Source organism: Actinoallomurus acanthiterrae (assembly GCF_054775715.1).
Genome location: NZ_BAAHCO010000001.1, coordinates 11,114,651 through 11,133,710, shown reverse-complemented (window position 1 = coordinate 11,133,710; position 19,060 = coordinate 11,114,651). Strand labels below are relative to the sequence as shown.

Annotated in this window: 20 protein-coding genes; 12 read left to right on the top strand and 8 right to left on the bottom strand. The window is 71.0% G+C overall.

Annotated elements, in window-relative coordinates:
- The first annotated feature begins 54 nt into the window (after positions 1-54).
- Complete coding sequence (locus ACYVF7_RS52520; protein WP_460354837.1) at positions 55-633, top strand: TIGR03086 family metal-binding protein; 579 nt, start codon at positions 55-57, stop codon at positions 631-633.
- A 118-nt stretch (positions 634-751) separates the two neighbouring features.
- On the opposite strand, the gene ACYVF7_RS52515 is transcribed toward ACYVF7_RS52520, so the two are convergent.
- From ACYVF7_RS52515 to ACYVF7_RS52505, 3 genes are all read right to left on the bottom strand, one after another.
- Entirely contained in the window at positions 752-1,669 is a 918-nt protein-coding gene (locus ACYVF7_RS52515; RefSeq protein ID WP_460354834.1) for a phosphorothioated DNA-binding restriction endonuclease, read from the bottom strand.
- Between the two features lie 89 nt (positions 1,670-1,758).
- Entirely contained in the window at positions 1,759-3,147 is a 1,389-nt protein-coding gene (locus ACYVF7_RS52510) for a serine/threonine-protein kinase (RefSeq protein WP_460354832.1), read from the bottom strand.
- Between the two features lie 96 nt (positions 3,148-3,243).
- The gene (locus ACYVF7_RS52505) at positions 3,244-3,813 is read right to left on the bottom strand and encodes a CGNR zinc finger domain-containing protein (protein ID WP_460354831.1); all 570 of its coding nucleotides are present in this window, start codon (positions 3,811-3,813) and stop codon (positions 3,244-3,246) included.
- A 165-nt stretch (positions 3,814-3,978) separates the two neighbouring features.
- Here ACYVF7_RS52505 and ACYVF7_RS52500 point away from each other — a divergent pair, with 165 nt between their 5' ends.
- The gene (locus ACYVF7_RS52500) at positions 3,979-5,019 is read left to right on the top strand and encodes an alpha/beta fold hydrolase (RefSeq protein WP_460354828.1); all 1,041 of its coding nucleotides are present in this window, start codon (positions 3,979-3,981) and stop codon (positions 5,017-5,019) included.
- A gap of 62 nt (positions 5,020-5,081) precedes the next feature.
- On the opposite strand, the gene ACYVF7_RS52495 is transcribed toward ACYVF7_RS52500, so the two are convergent.
- A complete protein-coding gene (locus ACYVF7_RS52495; protein ID WP_460354827.1) occupies positions 5,082-5,996 on the bottom strand; it encodes a LysR family transcriptional regulator in 915 nt (304 codons plus the stop codon).
- 156 nt (positions 5,997-6,152) lie between these two features.
- On the opposite strand from ACYVF7_RS52495, the gene ACYVF7_RS52490 reads away from it, so the two are divergent.
- The 3 genes from ACYVF7_RS52490 (at position 6,153) to ACYVF7_RS52480 (ending at position 8,744) form a co-directional block, all read left to right on the top strand.
- Entirely contained in the window at positions 6,153-6,452 is a 300-nt protein-coding gene (locus ACYVF7_RS52490) for a muconolactone Delta-isomerase family protein (RefSeq protein ID WP_460354825.1), read from the top strand.
- Between the two features lie 21 nt (positions 6,453-6,473).
- Entirely contained in the window at positions 6,474-8,180 is a 1,707-nt protein-coding gene (locus ACYVF7_RS52485; RefSeq protein WP_460354822.1) for a YbfB/YjiJ family MFS transporter, read from the top strand.
- A gap of 108 nt (positions 8,181-8,288) precedes the next feature.
- Positions 8,289-8,744, top strand: coding sequence for an Ohr family peroxiredoxin (locus ACYVF7_RS52480; RefSeq protein WP_460354821.1), 456 nt, complete (start codon positions 8,289-8,291; stop codon positions 8,742-8,744).
- Between the two features lie 193 nt (positions 8,745-8,937).
- Here ACYVF7_RS52480 and ACYVF7_RS52475 read toward each other — a convergent pair whose 3' ends face one another.
- The 3 genes from ACYVF7_RS52475 to ACYVF7_RS52465 form a co-directional block, all read right to left on the bottom strand.
- Complete coding sequence (locus ACYVF7_RS52475; RefSeq protein ID WP_460354819.1) at positions 8,938-9,564, bottom strand: NAD(P)-dependent oxidoreductase; 627 nt, start codon at positions 9,562-9,564, stop codon at positions 8,938-8,940.
- A 14-nt stretch (positions 9,565-9,578) separates the two neighbouring features.
- Positions 9,579-10,037 carry an SgcJ/EcaC family oxidoreductase gene (locus tag ACYVF7_RS52470; protein WP_460354817.1) on the bottom strand — a complete coding sequence of 153 codons (459 nt, stop codon included), beginning with the start codon at positions 10,035-10,037 and terminating at the stop codon, positions 9,579-9,581.
- Positions 10,038-10,128: 91 nt separating this feature from the next.
- Positions 10,129-11,463: an HD-GYP domain-containing protein gene (locus ACYVF7_RS52465; RefSeq protein WP_460354815.1), complete on the bottom strand. Its 1,335-nt coding sequence runs from the start codon at positions 11,461-11,463 to the stop codon at positions 10,129-10,131.
- Positions 11,464-11,480: 17 nt separating this feature from the next.
- On the opposite strand from ACYVF7_RS52465, the gene ACYVF7_RS52460 reads away from it, so the two are divergent.
- Complete coding sequence (locus tag ACYVF7_RS52460) at positions 11,481-12,089, top strand: GntP family permease (protein WP_460354812.1); 609 nt, start codon at positions 11,481-11,483, stop codon at positions 12,087-12,089.
- Positions 12,090-12,336: 247 nt separating this feature from the next.
- Positions 12,337-13,140, top strand: coding sequence for a transglycosylase family protein (locus ACYVF7_RS52455; protein WP_460354810.1), 804 nt, complete (start codon positions 12,337-12,339; stop codon positions 13,138-13,140).
- A 268-nt stretch (positions 13,141-13,408) separates the two neighbouring features.
- Here ACYVF7_RS52455 and ACYVF7_RS52450 read toward each other — a convergent pair whose 3' ends face one another.
- Positions 13,409-13,900 carry an STAS domain-containing protein gene (locus ACYVF7_RS52450; protein WP_460354809.1) on the bottom strand — a complete coding sequence of 164 codons (492 nt, stop codon included), beginning with the start codon at positions 13,898-13,900 and terminating at the stop codon, positions 13,409-13,411.
- A gap of 178 nt (positions 13,901-14,078) precedes the next feature.
- On the opposite strand from ACYVF7_RS52450, the gene ACYVF7_RS52445 reads away from it, so the two are divergent.
- The 5 genes from ACYVF7_RS52445 to ACYVF7_RS52425 all read left to right on the top strand — a co-directional run bounded on the left by ACYVF7_RS52445 (position 14,079) and on the right by ACYVF7_RS52425 (position 19,058).
- Positions 14,079-15,296 carry a hypothetical protein gene (locus ACYVF7_RS52445; protein ID WP_460354808.1) on the top strand — a complete coding sequence of 406 codons (1,218 nt, stop codon included), beginning with the start codon at positions 14,079-14,081 and terminating at the stop codon, positions 15,294-15,296.
- A gap of 304 nt (positions 15,297-15,600) precedes the next feature.
- The gene (locus ACYVF7_RS52440; protein WP_460354805.1) at positions 15,601-16,143 is read left to right on the top strand and encodes a hypothetical protein; all 543 of its coding nucleotides are present in this window, start codon (positions 15,601-15,603) and stop codon (positions 16,141-16,143) included.
- The gene (locus tag ACYVF7_RS52435; RefSeq protein ID WP_460354802.1) at positions 16,140-16,418 is read left to right on the top strand and encodes a hypothetical protein; all 279 of its coding nucleotides are present in this window, start codon (positions 16,140-16,142) and stop codon (positions 16,416-16,418) included. Before ACYVF7_RS52440 ends, ACYVF7_RS52435 begins: the two co-directional genes overlap by 4 nt.
- Before the next feature lie 204 nt (positions 16,419-16,622).
- The gene (locus tag ACYVF7_RS52430) at positions 16,623-17,672 is read left to right on the top strand and encodes a hypothetical protein (RefSeq protein WP_460354800.1); all 1,050 of its coding nucleotides are present in this window, start codon (positions 16,623-16,625) and stop codon (positions 17,670-17,672) included.
- 330 nt (positions 17,673-18,002) lie between these two features.
- On the top strand, positions 18,003-19,058 hold the full coding sequence (locus ACYVF7_RS52425; RefSeq protein WP_460354799.1) for a hypothetical protein: 1,056 nt from the start codon (positions 18,003-18,005) through the stop codon (positions 19,056-19,058).
- The last annotated feature ends 2 nt before the right edge of the window (positions 19,059-19,060 follow it).

The following is a 19,060-nucleotide window of genomic DNA, read 5'->3' as shown; positions in this document are numbered from 1 at the left end:
TGTTCCGATAGAGTTTGAACAGAACGATCCGTTCCGATTAACCTGGAGGTTCGCATGACCGCTACGTCCTGGTCGCTGCTCGAGCAGTCCCACAACGCGCTGCGCGCAGCCGTCGCCGAGGTCCCCGACTGGGCCGCGAAGACGCCGTGCGACCAGTGGAACGTCGCGCAGGTGCTGCGGCACGCCGCCGGCGACCAGCGTGCCTACGCCGCCGTGATCACCGGCGCGGGCGGGCCGGAGGAGAACCCGTTCGACCCCGCGACGGACGCTCCCGGCGACCCGAAAGACCTCCTCGAGACCGCCCTGGACGTCTCGGCGCGGGCCTTCGCCACCGTGACGCCGGACGCGCAGGCCGTCCCGACGCCGCTGCCGCAGGGGTCACTGCCGGCCGAGGTCGCCGTCGGCGCCGCCGCGCTGGACGCCGCCGTGCACGCCTGGGACATCGCGGTGGCCACCGGTCGCCCGTCGCCGCTGAGCGCCGACCTGTCCGAGCGCCTCCTGCCGGTGGCCGAGGCCCTCGCCGAGCCGCTCCGCGGCTTCGCCTACGCGCCCGCCCTCGACCCGCACCCGGCCGACGACGCCACCACCGCACTGCTGCGCTACCTCGGCCGCGACCCGGAATGGGCCCGCTGACCCGTACGGTGGCAGGACCGTTTGCGGCGGCACGGTGCCAGAGCCGATCGGCTCGAGGACCTGTCCAGTGGCTCTGGCCGTGGACGCCGCGTAGCCGGACGAAGGTCCACCGGCCCCGCTAGGCCGCCGCTGGGTGGCCCTTGAACACCTGCCGGGTGTGCCAGGCGACGTGGTCGGCGGCGAGGGTCGGCCGGCCCGGTTGCGGAGCGGTCAGACGGCGTCCGGTGAGCGCGTGTACGGCCTGGCCGGTTTCGCTGCGCGCGACGTACAGCTCTGACACGCGGATGCGAAGCTCGCTCGTCAGCCCGAGGACTCCCAGGTCGAACAGGGCGTGATGCAGGGCGCACAGGGCGAGCGCGTTGTCGATCTCGTCCGGCCCCTCCTGGCTGTGCCATCGGACGTGCGCGGCCTGAAGGCCGACGGGGTTGCGGCCGAGCGCTCCGTCGAAACCGCACATCGCGCACGCGTAGGCGTACGCGCGCAGCACCTGCTCGGCGAATCCCGCCTTGCGGCCGCGTCCCCCGGACGCCGGGGCGGCGGCCGTCGGGTCGAGGGCGGCGAGGTCCAGGCCGACCGCCGTGCAGATCAGCTCGGCCAGGGCGGGCGTGAAGTGACGGTCGAGAAGCACCCGTACGGCCGCCGCCATGGTGGACGGCGTGGCCATCAGCCGTTCCACCGGGGGCCGTAGCCGTCCGGTCGCCGCGCGGTCGAGGAGCCATCCGCGACGTTCCGGCGCGTCCGGGCCGATCTCGGCGCCGCCGCCGTCCCGCAGTTCCCAGAGCTCACGCTCGAGGTGGACGAACGGCATCGCGGCGCGCTGCCGAGCCGCCGACGGACTCGCGACGGGCGGGCCGAACTCGTTGATGAGGAGGCTGACCGGCTCCTCGGCCTCTTCGTACGTGATGGCGCTGCTCCCCGTGGCCGTCAGCCGCCCGAACAGCCACAGCAGCAGCAACGGCTTGTGCGGGGCGCGGACGCCGCCCACGTTCGCCCGGCGCAGGCCGGCCAGCCGCTCCAGCAGATCTTCCCTCCGCACCCACGCCACTGTGCCACGCCGCCCAGACGAAATCGGGTGATAGTGGGGAGTTCTCGGCGGACAGGGCTTTCCGCTCGGCGATGCGCCGGTCATCGGCCCAGGATGACCTGAATGGTCATCGGCAGGCCGTAGCGCTGGTAGGTGAGGATGATGCGATCGCCTGGCGAGTACCGCGGGAGCAGCGCCACCAGGGCCCTGGTGTCGCTGACGGGGGAGCCGCCGAAGACGGTGATGATGTCACCCGGCTGGAGGCCGGCCATGGCGGCCGGACCTCCCGGGACGACGGCGGGCCTGCCGTTCGTGCCGGCGGTGGCGATGCGTGCGCCGGGGCCGGGATAGGTCGTGTCGAGCAGCACGCCCAGGGTCGCTCTTCCGGTGCTCGGACCGGTGGTGGAGGCGGACGAGGTGGTGTCCGGCCCTGTCGCCGTGGTCGAGGGGACGGCCGTCGATCCGCCCGCCGCGGCGGCGTGGCCGGAGTGAAGCCGGTACGCCCACAGTGCCACGGCGCTCACGGTCACGACCGCCAGCAGGAAGAGCACGCCGAGCAGGGCGAGCGCGGCCGTGCTCGTACGGTGCCGGGGTACCGGTAGGACCGGTCGCTCAGTCAGCGGCTTCGTGGCCGTCGGCCGGTCGTTCTCGCGCGGGGGTCCGGCGGCATGGTGCCCGGAGATCACGGCGTCCAAGGCCGCCGCCGCGTCGGCCGCGGTGGCCCGCGCGTTGGGATCCTTCGTCAGCAGTGCGCGCAGCAGCGGGGTCAGCGGTCCGGCGCGCAGCGGAGCCGGCGGATCGGCGGTGAGCACCGCCGCCAGGACGGCCCAGGCGCCGGAGCCCGCGAACGGCCGCCTGCCCTCGACGCAGGTGTACAGGGTCGCGCCGAGCGACCACAGGTCGGACGCCGGTGTGGCCTCCATGCCGTTCGCCTGCTCCGGTGCCATGAACGCGGGAGTGCCGAGGCGCTCGTCGGCTGCGGTGAGCGACGAGTCGCCCGTCATGCTGGCGATCCCGAAGTCGGTGATGATCACGCGGCGGTCGGTGACCAGGACGTTGGCGGGTTTCAGATCGCGATGAACGATGCCCGCGGCGTGCGCCGCACGCAAGGCGTCGAGCATCTGGGCGCCGATCGAGGCGACCTGGGATGGAGGTAACGGCCCGTCGGCGGCGACGATCTGCTCGAGGGATCGCCCGCGGACGAACTCCATGACGACCATGGGCGTGCGTTCGTGCTCGATCATGTCGAAGACCGTGATGATGCCCGGATGGTCGAGCCGGGCGGCCGAGCGCGCCTCCCGTATCGCCCGCCGCATGCGGACCGCCCGCTCTGGTCCTTCGAGGTTCGAGGGGAGGATCAGTTCCTTCACCGCGACCTCGCGGTCGAGCACGAGGTCCCAGGCCCGCCAGACGGTGCCCATCCCGCCTTTGCCGACCTGGGCGGAAAGCCGGTAACGCTCGGCGATCAACCTGTTCGCCCCGTGTTCCACGACACGGACACTAACCCGTACGGCCCGAGAGAAATGCGCAGATCGCCGCACTGACGTCGCTCGGCTTGCGGTCGCGGGGCACAGCGGGGCTCGCGGTCAGCGCGCTCGTGTGGTGGCCGGCCGGGACCGGTCCTCTCGCTTGCGGGCGCGGTAGGCGGCGGCGTTCACCATGTGGCGGCACTTGGTGGAACACCACTCTCGGCGTGACCCACGTGAACGATCGATGTAGACCTGCGTGCACTCGGGCCTGCCGCACTCGCTGAGCAGCGACGCGTCCGGCCCGGCGAGGATGTCGATCGCGGTCCGCGCGATGGACGACAGAGCCTGGTCGGGGGTGGCCTCGATCCGTCGCCCGGCGGGGCCGAGCTGCGGGATCGTGCAGGGGGTGCGCGCCGTGGCGTTCACGAGCGAGAGCGCGTTCTCGTCGAAGCCGTCGTTCGCCAGCTTCGCGGCGACGAGCGAGTAGACCGCCTCCCGGAGCGCCACCGCCTTCGGGACGTCGGCCGGACGGGAGCTCGTGTCGCCGTCGACGATCCCCGACTCCCGGAACCACGCGTCCAGGCTGCTCGGCGACGTGAGCATCTCCCGTGGTGTGGCGTTGCGCCGGGCGCGCAGCGTTCCGACGAAGTCGAGTGCCGGGTTGCCGCAGGGGAAGGCGTGTTCCATGTCATCAGTTTGACCGATGACGATTCGACGTGCAAAGCTCGTCATCAGTTGAACCGATGATGCGGTCGAGCCGCCCCGGTCGGCGTCGAACGCTCCTTAGCGGCGTTCGACGACCGGGCGCCCAGCCGCGCCATCGGCTGAGAACGTGCCCGAAAGGCGGTCACCATGGACAGGCGGACCTTTTCGAAGATGCTCACCGGAGCGGCGGTCGCGGCCTCACTGCCCGTCGCGGAGAGGGCGGCCTCGGCGGCGACGCTCGACCAGACGAAGCGCGCATCCCTGCTCACGGGCGGTTCGGGGACGCACACGTCCTTCGGCTCGCTGAAGCAGGTCGATGCCGGCGTCCTGAACATCGGATACGCCGAGTCCGGCCCTGCCGACGGTCCCACGGTCGTGCTTCTGCACGGCTGGCCGTACGACATCCACAGTTATGTCGACGTCGCGCCGCTGCTGGCGGCGGAGGGCTACCGGGTGATCGTCCCGTATCTGCGCGGCCACGGCACGACGCGCTTCCTCTCGAGCAGGACGTTCCGGAACGCCCAGCAGTCGGTGATCGCTCTCGACATCATCGCCCTGATGGACGCCCTCAAGATCGAAAAAGCGGTCCTCGCCGGTTTCGACTGGGGGTCGCGGACGGCCGACATCATCGCCGCACTCTGGCCGGAACGCTGTAAGGCGCTGGTCTCCGTGACCGGCTATCTGATCACCAACCGGGAGAAGAACAAGCTCCCGCTGCAGCCCGCGGCCGAATGGGCCTGGTGGTACCAGTACTACTTCGCCACGGAACGAGGCCGGCTCGGCCTCGAGCGGAACACGCACGACTTCACCCGGCTCATCTGGAAGAACGTGTCCCCGACATGGGATTTCGACGACGCCACGTTCGACCGGACCGCGGCGGCCTTCACCAACCCCGACTACGTCAGCATCGTGATTCACAACTACCGATGGCGTCTGGGCCTGGCCGAGGGCGACCCGCGATACGACCACCTCGAGAAGCGGCTCGCGGCAGGTCCGGTCATCGCGGTGCCGACGGTCACCCTGGACGGTGAGCTCGATCCCTTCACGCCTCCCGGCGACGGCGCGTCGTATCGCGGCAAGTTCTCCGGCAAGTACGCGCACCGGACGCTGAAGGCCATCGGCCACAACGTGCCGCAGGAGGCACCCCGGGCCTTCGCCGATGCCGTCGTCGAAGCCGATCGTCTCTAGTCGGTGGGTGCCGGGGCGCCGTCGCGAATTCTCGGATGAGGCCCTGCGATCCGTGGCGTGGACTACCCCTTGTAGGGGTCGCCGTCGGGCAGCCAGGCGTCCGGCTCATGGATGCCGAGGTCGCCGATGCCGTCGGTGAGAGCGTCCGCGGCGGCGAGCACGGCAGAGCGGACCTCGGTGCGGCGCCAGACGAGCGACCAGGTCCAGTAGACCTTCGGGGCGATCACCGGGCGCTGGACGAGGTCGGGCGGCAGCGGGGTGGTCTGTCCTTTGGGGCAGTTGACGATCGGGCGCCGGCTGCGGCGGACGTGGTCGAAGAAGGCCGGGCCGGTGACTCCGCCGTCGGAGATGCGCATCTCCTGGGCGCCGGTGTCGCGGACGAGCTGCTCGGCGAAGAGGTTCCAGGACTCCCAGGACGTGGTGTCGTCGTCGAGGAGGACGGCGGTGTCGCGGGCCTCGACGTCGCCGGTGTCCTCGCCGGTGGAGACGGCGTAGAGCCGGTCGGCGCCTAGCAGTCTGCCCTGCAGACCGTGTCGAGTGAGGTCCGTCGTCCGTACCCAGCACACCGCGAGATCGAGGCTGCCGTCGGCGACCCGGGCGGCCTGGGCGTGAGAGGGAGCGATCCAGGCGTCGACGTGGAGCCGGGCGACCGCGGACGTTCGGGCGGCCAGGTCCGCGGGCACCCAGTTGACGTAACCGAGCCGTACCGGCTCAGAACCGGCGATCCCGGCCGCACGCCGCTGGAGGTCGTCGGCGCGCTCCAGCAGGGCGCGGGTGTGCGGCAGGAGGGCCGCGCCGGCCGGCGTGAGGGCGACCGAGCGGCGGTCGCGATCGAACAGCCGGACCCCGAGGTCGCGTTCGAGCGCTTTGATCTGCTGCGACAGAGAAGGCCCGGCGATCAGCAGCCGCTCAGCGGCCCGCCCGAAGTTCAGCTCCTCGGCGACCGTGAGGAAGTACCGCAACTGGCGCAGCTCCACTCCTGCATGTTAGGCGCCTGGGAGGTTGCGCCTATCAGCAGGGAGGAAGCCGGTCGTGGTGTTTGCCCTGGTGACAAGCGCACGCTGGACCCAGGGAAACGCCACAGCGCGTCCGGCATCGCCCAGGTGCCCGCCGACAAGCATTGAGGAATCGCCATGAAGGAGTTCTTGGTAGAGATCACCACGACCGTCCCCGAGGGTACGGATCCGGCCGAGGTCGAGCGCCGCCGCGCCGCCGAAGTCGTACGGGCCAAGGAACTGGCCGCCACCGGCCACCTGGCCCGGCTGTGGCGCCCGGTAGGGGAGCTTCGCAGCATCGGCCTGTGGCGCGCGGATGACGAGATCGACCTGCACGAGAAGGTCCTCGGAACCCTGCCCCTGCGCCCGTGGATGACGCTCGCGGTCACCCCCGTGGAGCCCCATCCCAACGACCCGGGCACGCGCGACGCCACCTGACCGACACGACCTTTCGCCCTGATGCCCGCGCCGACGGGCATGCGCCGGAGCGCGGTCGGCAGCGCCATCGGCCGACCGACGGCACGCTCCTCGCACGAAGCACCGTACGGCGGCGAGCCGCCGGACATGCCGTGCGACGGAGAGCCGCCCGGCATTCCGTACGGCGGGGCGCGGCCCGGCATCTCGTACGGCCGGGCGCGGGCCGGGCATCCCGTACGGCAGCGAGCGGCCCGGCATCCCGTACGGCGGGGATCGGCCCGATATCCCGTGCGACGGGGGCGCGGCCCGGCATCTCGTTCGGCGAGGCCTGCCCGGCACCCCGTACGGCGGGGAACGGCCCGATATCCCGTACGGCGGGGCGCGGCCCGGCATCTCGTACGGCGAGGCCTGCCCGGCATCGCGTACGGCGGGACGCGGCCCGGCGTCCCGTACGGCCGGGAGCCACCCGACACCCTGTACAGCGGCGAGCCGTCCGGCATCCCGTACGGGCCCGCCCTCTCGAGGAACATCGTGATTGCATCGTCCCTGCAGCACCGCACCACGCACGGCGCCGTGCACCGCTCGGCCTGGATCCACGTCATCCAGGCCGCCGCCGCTCTGGCGGCCGGAATGGGTGTCGGCCGCTTCGTCTACACCCCGATCCTTCCGCTGATGCACGCCCAGGCCGGCCTGTCGGCCGGTAGTGGCGCGGATCTCGCGACCGCCAACTACGTCGGATACCTGGCCGGAGCCCTCGCCGGCATCTTCCTGCCGCGGCTGATGCGCTCTTCGGTCGTCCTGCGCGGCTCCCTGCTGGTACTGGCGGTGACCCTCGCCGCGATGCCGTTGACGGACACGACGGCGCTGTGGCTGGCGCTTCGGCTGTGCGCCGGCGTGGCCAGCGCGCTGATCTTCGTCATCGCCGTCGGCTCACTGCTCGACCGGTTGCGCGACCACCCCGCTCATCTGCCCGGCTGGGCCTTCGGCGGGGTCGGCGCCGGCATCGCCCTGTCCGGGCTGCTGGTCCTGCTCCTGCGCTCGGTCGCCGACTGGCGTGCCGCCTGGTGGGCGTCCGCCGCGCTGGCCGCGCTGTTCGCCGCCGCCTCGTGGAAGCTGGGCCCCGAACCGGCGCCCCTGACCACGCCGTCCCCGGAACCAGAACAGGCGGCGTCGCCGCGCACGCACCGTTGGTTCACCGCGCTGTTCGCGTCGTACACGCTCGAGGGCATCGGCTACATCATCGCCGGGACGTTCCTGGTCGCCGCGATCGAGCAGAGTTCTCCGGGGTGGATCGGCAGCGGCGCCTGGGTACTGGTCGGAGCGGCGGCCGTCCCCTCCTGCGCGCTGTGGGCGTGGTCGGCCCGGCGCTGGTCTCGTCCCGACCTCCTGCTGGCCGCACTGGTCGTGCAGGCCATCGGCATCGCCCTGCCCGCCCTGGTCGGCGGGGTGGCCGCGGCGCTGATCTCGGCGCTCCTCTTCGGCGCCACGTTCCTCGGCGTCAGCACCATCGCGCTCGCCACCGGCGCCCATCTGCGATTCCCCCGCTCGGTCGCGCTGCTGACCGCCGGATACTCCGTCGGCCAGATCCTCGGACCGCTGGTCGTCGCCCCGTTGCTCCACCACGGCTACCACCAGGCACTGATCCTGGCCGCCGCCGTGGTCCTGGCCGCCGCGATCGCGGCCGCCGTCCTTCGGCTGGGATTCCCGCACCGCATGCCTGTGCCGAGTCCTTCGGCCGCGGCCGACTGATCGTCCCCCGGTGACACGGTGGTGAGTCGCGTCATCGGCTTGACAGATGACGCTCGCCGATGCGAATCTCGTCATCAGTTAAACCGATGACGCACCTTCGACTCCCGAGTGCGTTCGTTCCGGAAGGGCATCGCCATGGCCTCCAGCTACACCGCCGTCGTCACCGCGACTCGAGAGGGCCGTATCGGAGGCCGCGCGGCGGCCTCCGACGGCCTCCTCGACGTCACGCTCGCCGTTCCCAAGGAGCTCGGCGGCGCTGGTGGGGGCACCAACCCCGAGCAGCTGTTCGCCGCCGCGTGGTCGGCGTGCTTCGTGGGCGCGCTCAAGCGTGCGGCGGCGCAGCGGCGCGTCCGCGCGGAGGTGCTGGGTGTCACGGCCGAGGTCACCCTGCACCACAGCGACACGGACGAGTTCGACCTAGGCGCCGTCCTCCGTATCGAGCTCAGCGGTGTCGACCAGCGGACCGCGGACGCGCTCGGCGCGGATGCCCACCGGCTCTGCCCCTTCTCCAAGGCCACCCGCGACAACATCCCGGTGTCCATCGAGGCGACCGTCGTCGCCTGACCTGATCCGTCAAGGCCCGGCGAGGACGAGTGCGACGCCGGCGGACGGTCCGTCCCTTAAGGAGGATCACGATGTGGCGTTCCAGAGTGCTCATCACGATGTCGGTGGCCGTGATCGCGGTGGCCGTCACGCTCGGCTGCTTCGCCGACATCTTCTGAACGCGCGCCGCAGGGAAGGGCGATGAGCGCGCGGTTCAGGAGGAGGCGGCGACCACGGTGCGATGGGTACGGGGGTCGTCGATCAGGTCGAGGATGACCGTGGCCAGGTCGGCGCGGGAGGTCTGGGCGCCGACCCGTCCGGTCGCGCCGATGGAGGTGCGGGGGCGTCCGGTGGCGGGCCGGTCGGTCAGCCGAGTCGGGCGTACGGCGGTCCAGGCCAGGTCGCTGTCGGCCAGGAGCTCTTCCATCCGGGTCATGTCGGCGTACGTGTGGCGCATGAGGCGGTGCAGGCCGCGGGCCAGCAGCCGGGTGGCGGCTCCGGCGTCGGCCGGCGTGCCGAGCCCGGCCGAGGAGATGACGATGAGGCGCCGGCCGGGCTTCATAGCCGAGATGATCTCGCCGGTGCCGGTCGAGTAGACGGTGGTCGGCCCCCGTCCGGCGGCACCGAGCGCGGAGATGACGACGTCGTGCTCGGCGAGCATTCCGTGCAGCGAACCGGGCGTCCGGACGTCGGCGCCGACCGGCGTGAGGCGAGGATGAACGCCGGAGAGGGCGGCGGGCCGCCGGGCGATCGCGGTGACCTGGTGGCCGAGGGCCAGGGCCTGGTCGACGATGATCCGCCCGGTGCGGCCGGTCGCGCCGATGACGGCGGTGGAGACCATGGGAATCGTGCTCCTCAGCCGGCGGCGGGCTTGGTGGCGGGCTGGAACCTGAAGGAGATGGCCTCCATCAGCCCCTTTCGCTGGGTCTTCTGGACGGCGGCGATCCGCCAGCCGCCGCTCTCCCGGACGAGCGTGTAGGTGGCGATCTTGCCGAGCTTCTTCGGCCTGCCCTTGTGGACGTCGCCGCGGGTGACGACGACGGCCGTGTCTGCGCCGTGGAAGCGGACGTCGACGATCTCGATGGCGAGCCGGCTGCCCTTGAGGAAGCTGTCGAACAGGGCCTGGTGGGCGCGGCCGATCTCAGGTCCGCCGCGGTAGACGGTCCCGACGTAGGTGACGTCCGTGGCGTCGTCGGTGAACAGCTCGCCGTACGCGGTGCCGTCGCCGCGGTTCCAGGCGTCCTGGCTCTGCTCGAGCAGGGTGCGGACGGCGACGAGATCGGCCTCGGCGGCGCTGGTGACAGTGGTGTTCATGGCTAAGCTCCAAATATCTTCTCTAAGGAAGTATCTGCACTGAGGAAGATATTAGGCGGCTGAACGATCACGTGTCAACGCCGGGTCCCGGCTACGCCCCGGTCAGCTCGATGGGGGTGGACGGGTCGTCGTGATCCCGCTGGGTGGTCTCCACCTCGTCGTCTTCGGGCGGCACCACGAGCTCTGCCTTCACCCAGCCCTGGCGGTCCAGGGCGGTGAGGAAGGCGTCGACGAGCACCGGGTCGAACTGCGTGCCGGCGCCGCTCCGGAGCTCGCCGATCGCGGTCTCGATCGGCAGGCCCGGACGGTACGAGCGGGACGAGGTCATCGCGTCGAAGGTGTCGGCGACCGCGATGATGCGCGCGAACTCGGGGATCTCCTCACCGGCCAGCCCCATCGGATATCCGGTGCCGTCGAGCCGCTCGTGGTGGTGCATGATGCCGCCCAGCGCCTCGTCGAGGAAGTCGATGCCCCGCACGATCTCCTCGCCGCGCATGGGGTGCAGTTGTACGGCGGCGAACTCCTCCTCCGTGAGCTGGCCGGGCTTCTGCAGCACCTTGGTCGGCACGCCCAGCTTGCCCACGTCGTGCAGCATGCCCGCGTAGCGGAGCCGGTCGATCCGGTCGGTCCGCATGCCGACCTGCCGGGCGATCATCAACGACCCGTAGGCGACGCGCTCGCTGTGGCCGCGGGTGTAGTAGTCCTTGGTCTCGACCGCCTGGCACAGCGCGGCGACGGTGGCCGCCTGTGCCCGCTGCTGGGCGGCGATCTGCGTGAACGCCCACCGGGCGATGAACAGCGGCATCAGCACCAGGACGGCGGACAGGCCGCCAGCCGCCGGCCAGATGCCGGCGATCAGCAGCCCGATCATGCCGAACGCGAGGCATCCGGGGGCGACCAGGCGTCCGGTCACCAGCACCTCTCGCCAGGTCGCCTGGCGGCTGATGAGCAGGACGGCGGCCATCAGTGCGAGGTTCACGGTGACGAACGTGATGAGGGCGCCGACGAACGGGCCGAGCACGTGCCGGGTCCAGTCGGCCTCGCCCCAGCGGTAGGTGTGGCCGCCGAGGCACAGGAAGACCGCGCCCGCGGCGTACCCGCTCAGGGCGTACTGCGCGGCGTTGAAGAGCCGTTTGACCAGGCCGATGTCGCGTCGGCCGGTGAGCATCGCCGTGGCGCCGATCAGCGTCGCGCCGACCGGGCCGGCCAGCACCACGGCGGCCAGGCCCGCCGAGAAGCTCATCGACACGCGGGCGCGTTTGATCGTCAGCGTCGCCGCCGACGACTCGGTGACCAGGAACAGCGCGGCGAGGATGGCGAGCCTGGGCCAGCACAGGCCCGTTAACGAGGACGTGGCGATGACGCCGAACGCCAAGGCGATGACGCCGCCGGCATAGGCCCGTGCGGCAAGCGGCAGTCCGCGCATCGCGACCTCCGTAGGGGGTGACTGTAGTCACTCTGTCACAGATCGTGATCGTCCGCGATGGGCCGCGCGGCCATCCTCCTGTAACGCACCGCGCCCGGCCGGTCACCCCGGCCGGTCACCCCGGCCGGTCACCCCGGCCGGTCACCCTGGCTGGTCCCCGCGAGCGGCTGTCGTCGGTGGTGGAGAACTCCCTCGCCCCGATCGCCGGCGTCCTTCTGATCGTCAGCGCGGGCGGTGGTTTCAAGCAGACCCTCATCGACATCGGCGTCGGTCAGATGATCGTCGACTTCTCCAAGTACTGGTCGATCCCCGCGCTCGTCCTGGGCTGGCTGATCGCGGTCGCCATCCGGCTCGCGACCGGCTCGGCGACCGTCGCCACCGTGTCGGCGGCCGGCCTGGTCGCGCCGCTGACGGCCGGGATGTCCACGTCCCACGTCGCCCTGCTGGTGCTGGCGGTGGGAGCCGGGTCGCTGTTCTTCAGCCACGTGAACGACGCCGGGTTCTGGCTGGTCAAGGAGTACTTCGGGCTGACCGTCGGCCAGACCGTCAAGACCTGGTCGGTGATGGAGACGATCATCTCTGTCGTCGCCTTCGGCCTCATCCTCGCCCTGTCCTTGATCCTCTAGTTCGTCGGGGACGAGCGGCGCGATCTCTTGGAGCGCGGCGTGGCCTGGAGCCGCGGGAGCGCGCTCGGCCGCCGCCGGAACACCGCGTTGATCAGGTGGTCCTTCGAGGCGGCGGTGGCCGTCGCGACCCCGGCACGTTGCGTAAGGCGCGCCGAGATGGTGCGAAATTCTGCCGTTGATGCGAATGAGGCCATTTGGCTCCGCTATGGTCTGCCCTGATACGGGGGGCTGCAGATACGGAGGAAATGTGCGCCGTTACCTTGTGGTCGCCGGCTTGACGATGCTCGCGATCACCGCTTCGGCCTGTGGCAGTGGTTCCAAGGCGGGCGACAAGAAGGACGCCGGGGCGGTCGCGCCGCGCGACGTGGCGGTGAGTCCCACGGTCACCCCGCACAAGGTGGTCGTCTTCATCGATCGCAAGAAGAGCGCCGAGACCATGACGACGGCGGGCACCGTCCGGGAGGTGCTCACCCAGCTGAAAATCCAGCTCGGCAAGTACGACCTGGTCACGCCCGCCGCGGACGAAGCCCCGACCGCCACGATCAAGGTGCTGCGGCTCCTGTCCGCGCCGAAGACCAAGAAGGTCGCGATCCCGGCGTCGACGGTCGAGAAGAAGGACAGCAAGCTTCCTCCCTTCAGCCGCAAGGTGACCCGGGAGGGCCGCTCCGGCCTCAAGCTCGTGACGACCGCGTACGTGAAGCGGCACGGCAAGAAGGTCGAGGCCGTCATCGACCAGAAGATCAAGCGCAAGCCTGTGTCGCAGATCGTCTCGCTCGGCCCCCAGGGGGCCGGCACCGGCTCGGCGGCCCGGCTCAACTGGGCGGGGCTGGCCAAGTGCGAGTCGGGCGGCAACCCCAGGGCGGTGAACCCGGCCGGCTACTACGGGCTCTACCAGTTCAACCGGCAGAGCTGGGCGACGGTCGGCGGCTCGGGACTGCCCAGCGACGCGTCCGCGGCCGAGCAGACCTACCGGGCGCAACTCCTCTACAACCGGGTGAACGGCCGCTGGCAGGGTCAGTGGCCGAACTGCGGTCACTACCTGTTCAGCTGAAAAAGCGTCACGGGCGGGGTGCGGGGGGAGCACCCCGCCCGTAAGCAGGGGGAAGGGGCAGGCCTGCGGTGATCGCGGGGAAGGCTCGCGGGCGGGGTGCCGGGGGGACGCACCCCGCCCGGAAACCGGGGGGAAGGGGCGATCAGGGATTCGGCCGCCGGGGACATGTGCGGACGGCCGACGATCTTCTGTTCTCGGAGGCTCCGGGATCCGGGGTCCGGCTCTCCAGCAGGCGTTCCCGTGACGTTAAGAGACGTGTTCAGGCACGTCAACGGCCCGCTGTCGACAATGTCGAACAGCGGGCCGCGACATCCGAGCCACACCGGTGTTTCGGCGCGATTGCGTGCTTCCGGGTAAACCTCCGGTAGATGTGATGTCGGTCACATAAGGTGGTGGAGGTGGACGATCCGCAGCAGCCGGCGAGCCGGCGGTCCGGATCGGCCAGCGTGAGCCGCCCGCCCGATCGGCGGGCCTCGTTGGCGCAGCGCACCAGCGCGCCGAGTCCGCGCGCGTCGCAGAACGACAGACCGGACGCATCGATGACGACATCGGGCCCGTGCCGGATGATCACCTCGAGCACGAGGTCTTCGAAGGCGCTCGCGCAGGCGATGTCCAGCTCGCCGTGGACCGAGACGACGGGAGCCGCCCCCGGACGTACCCGCACGATCGTTCTGAGCGCCGGTGCGAGGCGCTGCCAGCCTTCCGGTATGGCCATGATCCAACCTGAAGTAGGCGGATAGGCCAGCGGCTTTCCTGCCATGAATGTCCCCGGATCAGAAGCGACGGAGCACGCCCCGCCCCCCCGGCGCGGCGCTGAGCGGCCGTATCGGCCCGATCTCCGCCTGGTAAGAGAATGGTCGCTGGACGGCAACGGGCGACACTAGGGCCGAAAGTCCCATAGACGGTAAAGCCCCAGATCATGCCCTACGCTGACCGCCGTGTCGGAGATCATCGATTACGGACGGTTCATCGATCGGCTGCGGCGGGTGATGCCGACGTGGGACGACCGCGGGCGCATGACCCCCGACGAGTTCGCCGCGCACCTGGCGGACACCGGCCCGCGCTGGGAACTGCTGCGGACGTTCCAGGAGGAGTGGGGATACGAACCGCCCGGCGGCGAACCTCGCTGGCCGCGCTGGTCGGAGGACGAGCACCGCGCGTACGTCCGCCGCCTCAAGGCCGAGTCGACCGGCGAGGAGGACGACGCGTTCGCCGACGTCGACCTGGCACTGCCGATCCCCGCGGCGCTGGACGAGTGGTGGGACCTGCCGTTCAACTCCTTCACCTACCAGCCGCGCCTGTACTGGACGAATCCGGTGTGGCCGCCGACGGTGCGCCCCGACCCCACCGGCTACGGCGTCTCGGACGGGCTGCCGCCGGACAACCCGTTCGTCGGGCCGGACGACGACCACCGGGTCTGCGTGTTCAAGGCGGAGTACGAGTACTGCAACGAATGGGGGTACCCCGCCGCCGACGCCGCGCTCGCCGACCCGAAGGTGCTGGTCAGCGTCGAGGGCGGCTGGGTGATGCAGTCCCGGTCGATCTCGGAGTTCTTCCTGCAACTGGCCGTGATGCGGCTGCCCGCGCACTTCGGCTGGAGCGTGCGCCTGTACGAGGCGGCGCCCGAGCTCGAGGACCGGATCCGGCGGACCTTCCCGGAGCTGGGCCTGCTGCCCTGGCGCGAACTCGGCAGCCGGACCGTCGCCTACGGCGCCCCCGACGCGATCGTCTACCTCGACGACGGGGGATACGTCGACTTCCCCTTCATGGTGCACGCCCGGACCCGTACGGCCCTGGCGGACCTCGCCCGTACGCTCGGCGTCGACTGGAGCGACGAAATCGAGTCCCCTCCGGCCGACGCACCGGATCCTCAGGACAGCGCGGAGCCGCCCGCCCCCGAACCGCTGTCGCTGCGCCCGGGACTATCCGATCCCGACGGGCGGTGGACCGTGGAGGCCGTCTCCGACCGGCCGCCGCCGCCCGCCGAGCCCGAACTTCCGGCACCCCTGCGCGGCGCCGGGCCGACCGGCGGGCCTCACCGCCTGGACCGTGGACCCGGACGCCGGCGTAGCGGCGGGGGACGAGGCAGGCGGCCTGTACCTCTGGCCGACCACCCGTCCGGACGCCTCTGGCACGGACGACCCGGCTCCAGATGACGCGGCTCCGGGCGTACCGGGTCCGGGCGATGCGTGCGACGCGGCTCCGGGCGACGGGGCTTCGGGCGTACGGGTTTCGGACGATGCGCCTTCGGGCGACGAGGCTTCAGACGGCTCGGCTTCGGGCGACGAGGCTTCAGACGGCTCGGCTTCGGGCGCCGCTGGAACGGTCGAGCCGGCTCCGGAGGACCCGGCTCTGGGCGAAGGGGCGCCGGCCGACTCCGCGCCGGACGCCGGTGCGGAAGGCGCGCCCGCGGAGGCGGACCTGGCGGGCCCGCTCGTCCGTACGGCCCACGACGCGGGGGTGACGGCGATCGCCTGCCGGCGGTTCGAGGGCTTCGGCGTCACGGTGGTGAGCGGGGACGAGACCGGGCTCGTGAAGTTGTGGCTGCCCGAGGACGGTGACTGGGGGCCGGCCGGGATCGGGAGTCAGAGCGGGCCGGTGGTCGCGGTGAGCGCCGAGCGCCTGCCCACCGGACCCGCCATCGCGGCGGCGTGGCGCACCGGGACGGTACGCCTGTGGGACATGGGCTCCGGCCTCGACGCGACCTTGAGCCTCGGGTCCGGCATCGAGATGCTGAGGCTGGATCCGGGAGGGACCCTCACCGTCGGTGGTTCGACGGAGAGCGCCACCGTACGGCTCGACGTCGATCTCCTGTGGCCGCAGCGGGAGCTGACGGAACTGCTGGACCGGTTCGCCTGGGAACGGCTGGAGGGGGCGCGGGGCCGGCCGCCGGGTTCCCGGACCGGATCCTCGCCGCGGCGTCCGCCGATCCGGCGACCGCCGAGGCGGCACTGCCCGACCTGCGCGCCACCCTGTGCCAGGAAGGGACGGTCTTCCCGGTGACCGTCGCGGCCGGCCCGTACCTCGTGATGCTCGCGGCAGACCCGGACAACCGCGTCCGGCGTCCTCTGCTGGCCCTGCTGACGGAGATCGTGCGGGCCGCCGCCGCACCGGCGGATGAGGACGCCGCGCCGTGGGCCGAGCACGTCCGCTCGACGATCGAGGAGTGTCTCCCCCTGGTGGCCGAGCTGCTGGAGGACGCCGACCCGGGAGTCCGCGAGGCGGCGGAACGGCTACTGGCGGAGTTCCCCGACGGGGAGACCGGTTCATTTCGATAGAGGCCAAAATCCCGGAAAGTGACGATCGCGTGAACCAGTCGATCATGTCCGGCGTCTCCTTTATGAAGGGACGCTTACGGAAAGCGCGCCGCCTCGGAGCCTGCGATCTCAAGACGTTCGCCTGAGCTGAGTCGGCGGTGCGCCGCGGTGAGCGCCGAGCGTCCCTTACCGAATCTCACTGAGCGGTTCACCGAAAGGGTGAAGATGCGACGAATGCTCGTGGGGGCCAGCGCGGCGGCGCTGGCCCTCGGACTTGGCGTCGGTACGGCGCATGCGGCGACTCCGGCCTGGCGGATCACCCAGCTAATGAATCACTACGGAATCGACGACCTGGCGATCGCGCCCACCGGGAGCGCCTGGGCCGTCGGCGGGCGGACCACCGCGGGGAAGACCATCCCGATCGTCCAGCACCTCTCCGGGACGACCTGGAAGGACGTGAAGCTGCCCGCGACGTGGAAGATGACGTTGAAGATCGTCGACGCGTCGTCGAGCAAGAACGTCTGGGCGTTCGGCGAAGACGGCTCGATCGTGCACTGGAACGGCAAGAAGTGGTCGTCGGCGAAGTTCAGCGGGGGCTTCCACCCGACGGACGCCGCGGCGATCAGTGCCTCCGACGTGTGGGCGGTCAACGGCACGACGGCGGCCCGGCACTGGAACGGCAAGAAGTGGGCGAGCGTCAAGCTGCCCGCCCAGGTCGGCTCCATTCACGCGGTGTCCGCCAAGAACATCTGGGCGGCCGGTTCCATCGGCATGACCAAGGCCGCGGTGATCCAGTGGAACGGCAAGTCGTGGAAGGTCGCCAAGACCGTCACCCTGCCCAAACCGAGTGACGACGCGACCACCTCCTTCATGGACGTCGCCGTCTCGGGCAAGAGCGTCTGGGCGGTCGGCTCGCAGTCGTGGGAGTGCGGTGTGGACGGCGACGACACCTGCTACAAGCCGCTCGCGCTTCGGCTGACCGGGACCAAGGCGAAGACGTTCGTCGCGACGAAGGGCGTCGGCTACACCAAGGTGGCCGCCGACGGGTCGGGCGGCGCGTGGATCCTGCAGGGCGCGTGGAACCCCACGTTCGTCCACGCCACGGGCGACACGCTCGCCTCCGCGACCGCGCCACGCCCGGCCGGCTACGACGTCAACCTGACCACGCTGAAGAACCCGACGGGAACGAAGACCGTTTGGTCGGCCGGCGGATCGTACCCGCAGGGCGACCCGGACGACCCGATCGGTAAGGGAATCTACCTCCGCGCCGGCTGACCATCCGCCGACCGGCCGCACCGGCCGATTCTCCGTACGGGCCCGGGACCCACGTCCCGGGCCCGTACGTCGTCGAACGGCTGCCGGCTTCCCCGGCGAGGAGCCCGGTTCGTCGCGATAGAGGCGAAATCCCCGGAAAGTGACGATCGCGTGAACCGGACGATCATGTCCGGCGTCCTTTCAGCGAAGGGACGCTTACGGCAAGAGCGGGCACGCCGCCTCGAACCCACCCTGCGATCTCACGACGTTCGCCTGAGCTGAGTCGGCGGTGCGCTGAGCGCCGAGCGTCCCTCACCGAATCTCACTGAGCGGTTCACCGAAAGGGTGAAGATGCGACGAATGCTGATGGGGGCCGGCGCGGCGGCGCTGGCCTTCGGACTCGGCGCCGGAACGGCGCACGCGGCGACTCCGGCCTGGCGGGTCACCCAGACCACGAAGCTGCCGGGTGACGATCTCATCAACGACGTGACGGTCGCGTCCAGCGGCAGCGCCTGGGCCGTGGGCCAGCGGACCGTCAGCGGGAAGTACCGGCCGCTCGTCCAGCATCTGTCGGGGGCGACCTGGAAGGACGTGAAGCTGCCCGCGAGCTGGTCGATGCCGCTCAAGGTCGTCGACGCGTCGTCGAGCAAGAACGTCTGGGCGTTCGGCGAAGACGGCTCGATCGTGCGGTGGAACGGCAAGAAGTGGACGCTGTCGAAGTTCACCGGCCGCTTCCACGCGACCGACGCCGAGGCGATCAGCTCCTCCGACGTCTGGGCGGTCAACGGCACCACGGCGCGGCACTGGAACGGCAAGAAGTGGGCGACCGTGAAACTGCCGGCGAACGTCGGCTCCATCCAGGCGGTGTCCGCCAAGAACATCTGGGCGGCCGGTGCCATCGGCGCCGCCAAGGCCGCGGTCATCCACTGGAACGGCAAGTCGTGGAAGGTCGCCAAGACCGTCACCCTGCCCAAGCAGACTGACGACGCGACCACCTCCTTCATGGACGTCGCCGTCTCGGGCAAGAACGTCTGGGCGGTCGGCTCGCAGTCGTGGGAGTGCGGCGAGGATGGCGACGACACCTGCTACAAGCCGCTCGCGCTTCGGCTGACCGGCACGAAGGCCAAGACGTTCGTCGCGACGAAGGGCGTCGGCTACACCAAGGTGGCCGCCGACGGATCGGGCGGCGCGTGGATCCTGCAGGGCGCGTGGAACCCGGCGTTCATCCACGCCACGGGCGACACGCTCGCCTCCGCTGCCGCGCCGCGCCCGGCCGGGCACGACGTCAACCTGTCCACGCTGGAGACCCGCCCCGGCACGAAGACCGTCTGGTCGGCCGGCGGCTCGTTCCCCCAGGGCGACCCCGACGACCCGACCGGCGACGGCGTCTACCTCCGCGTCGGCTGAGC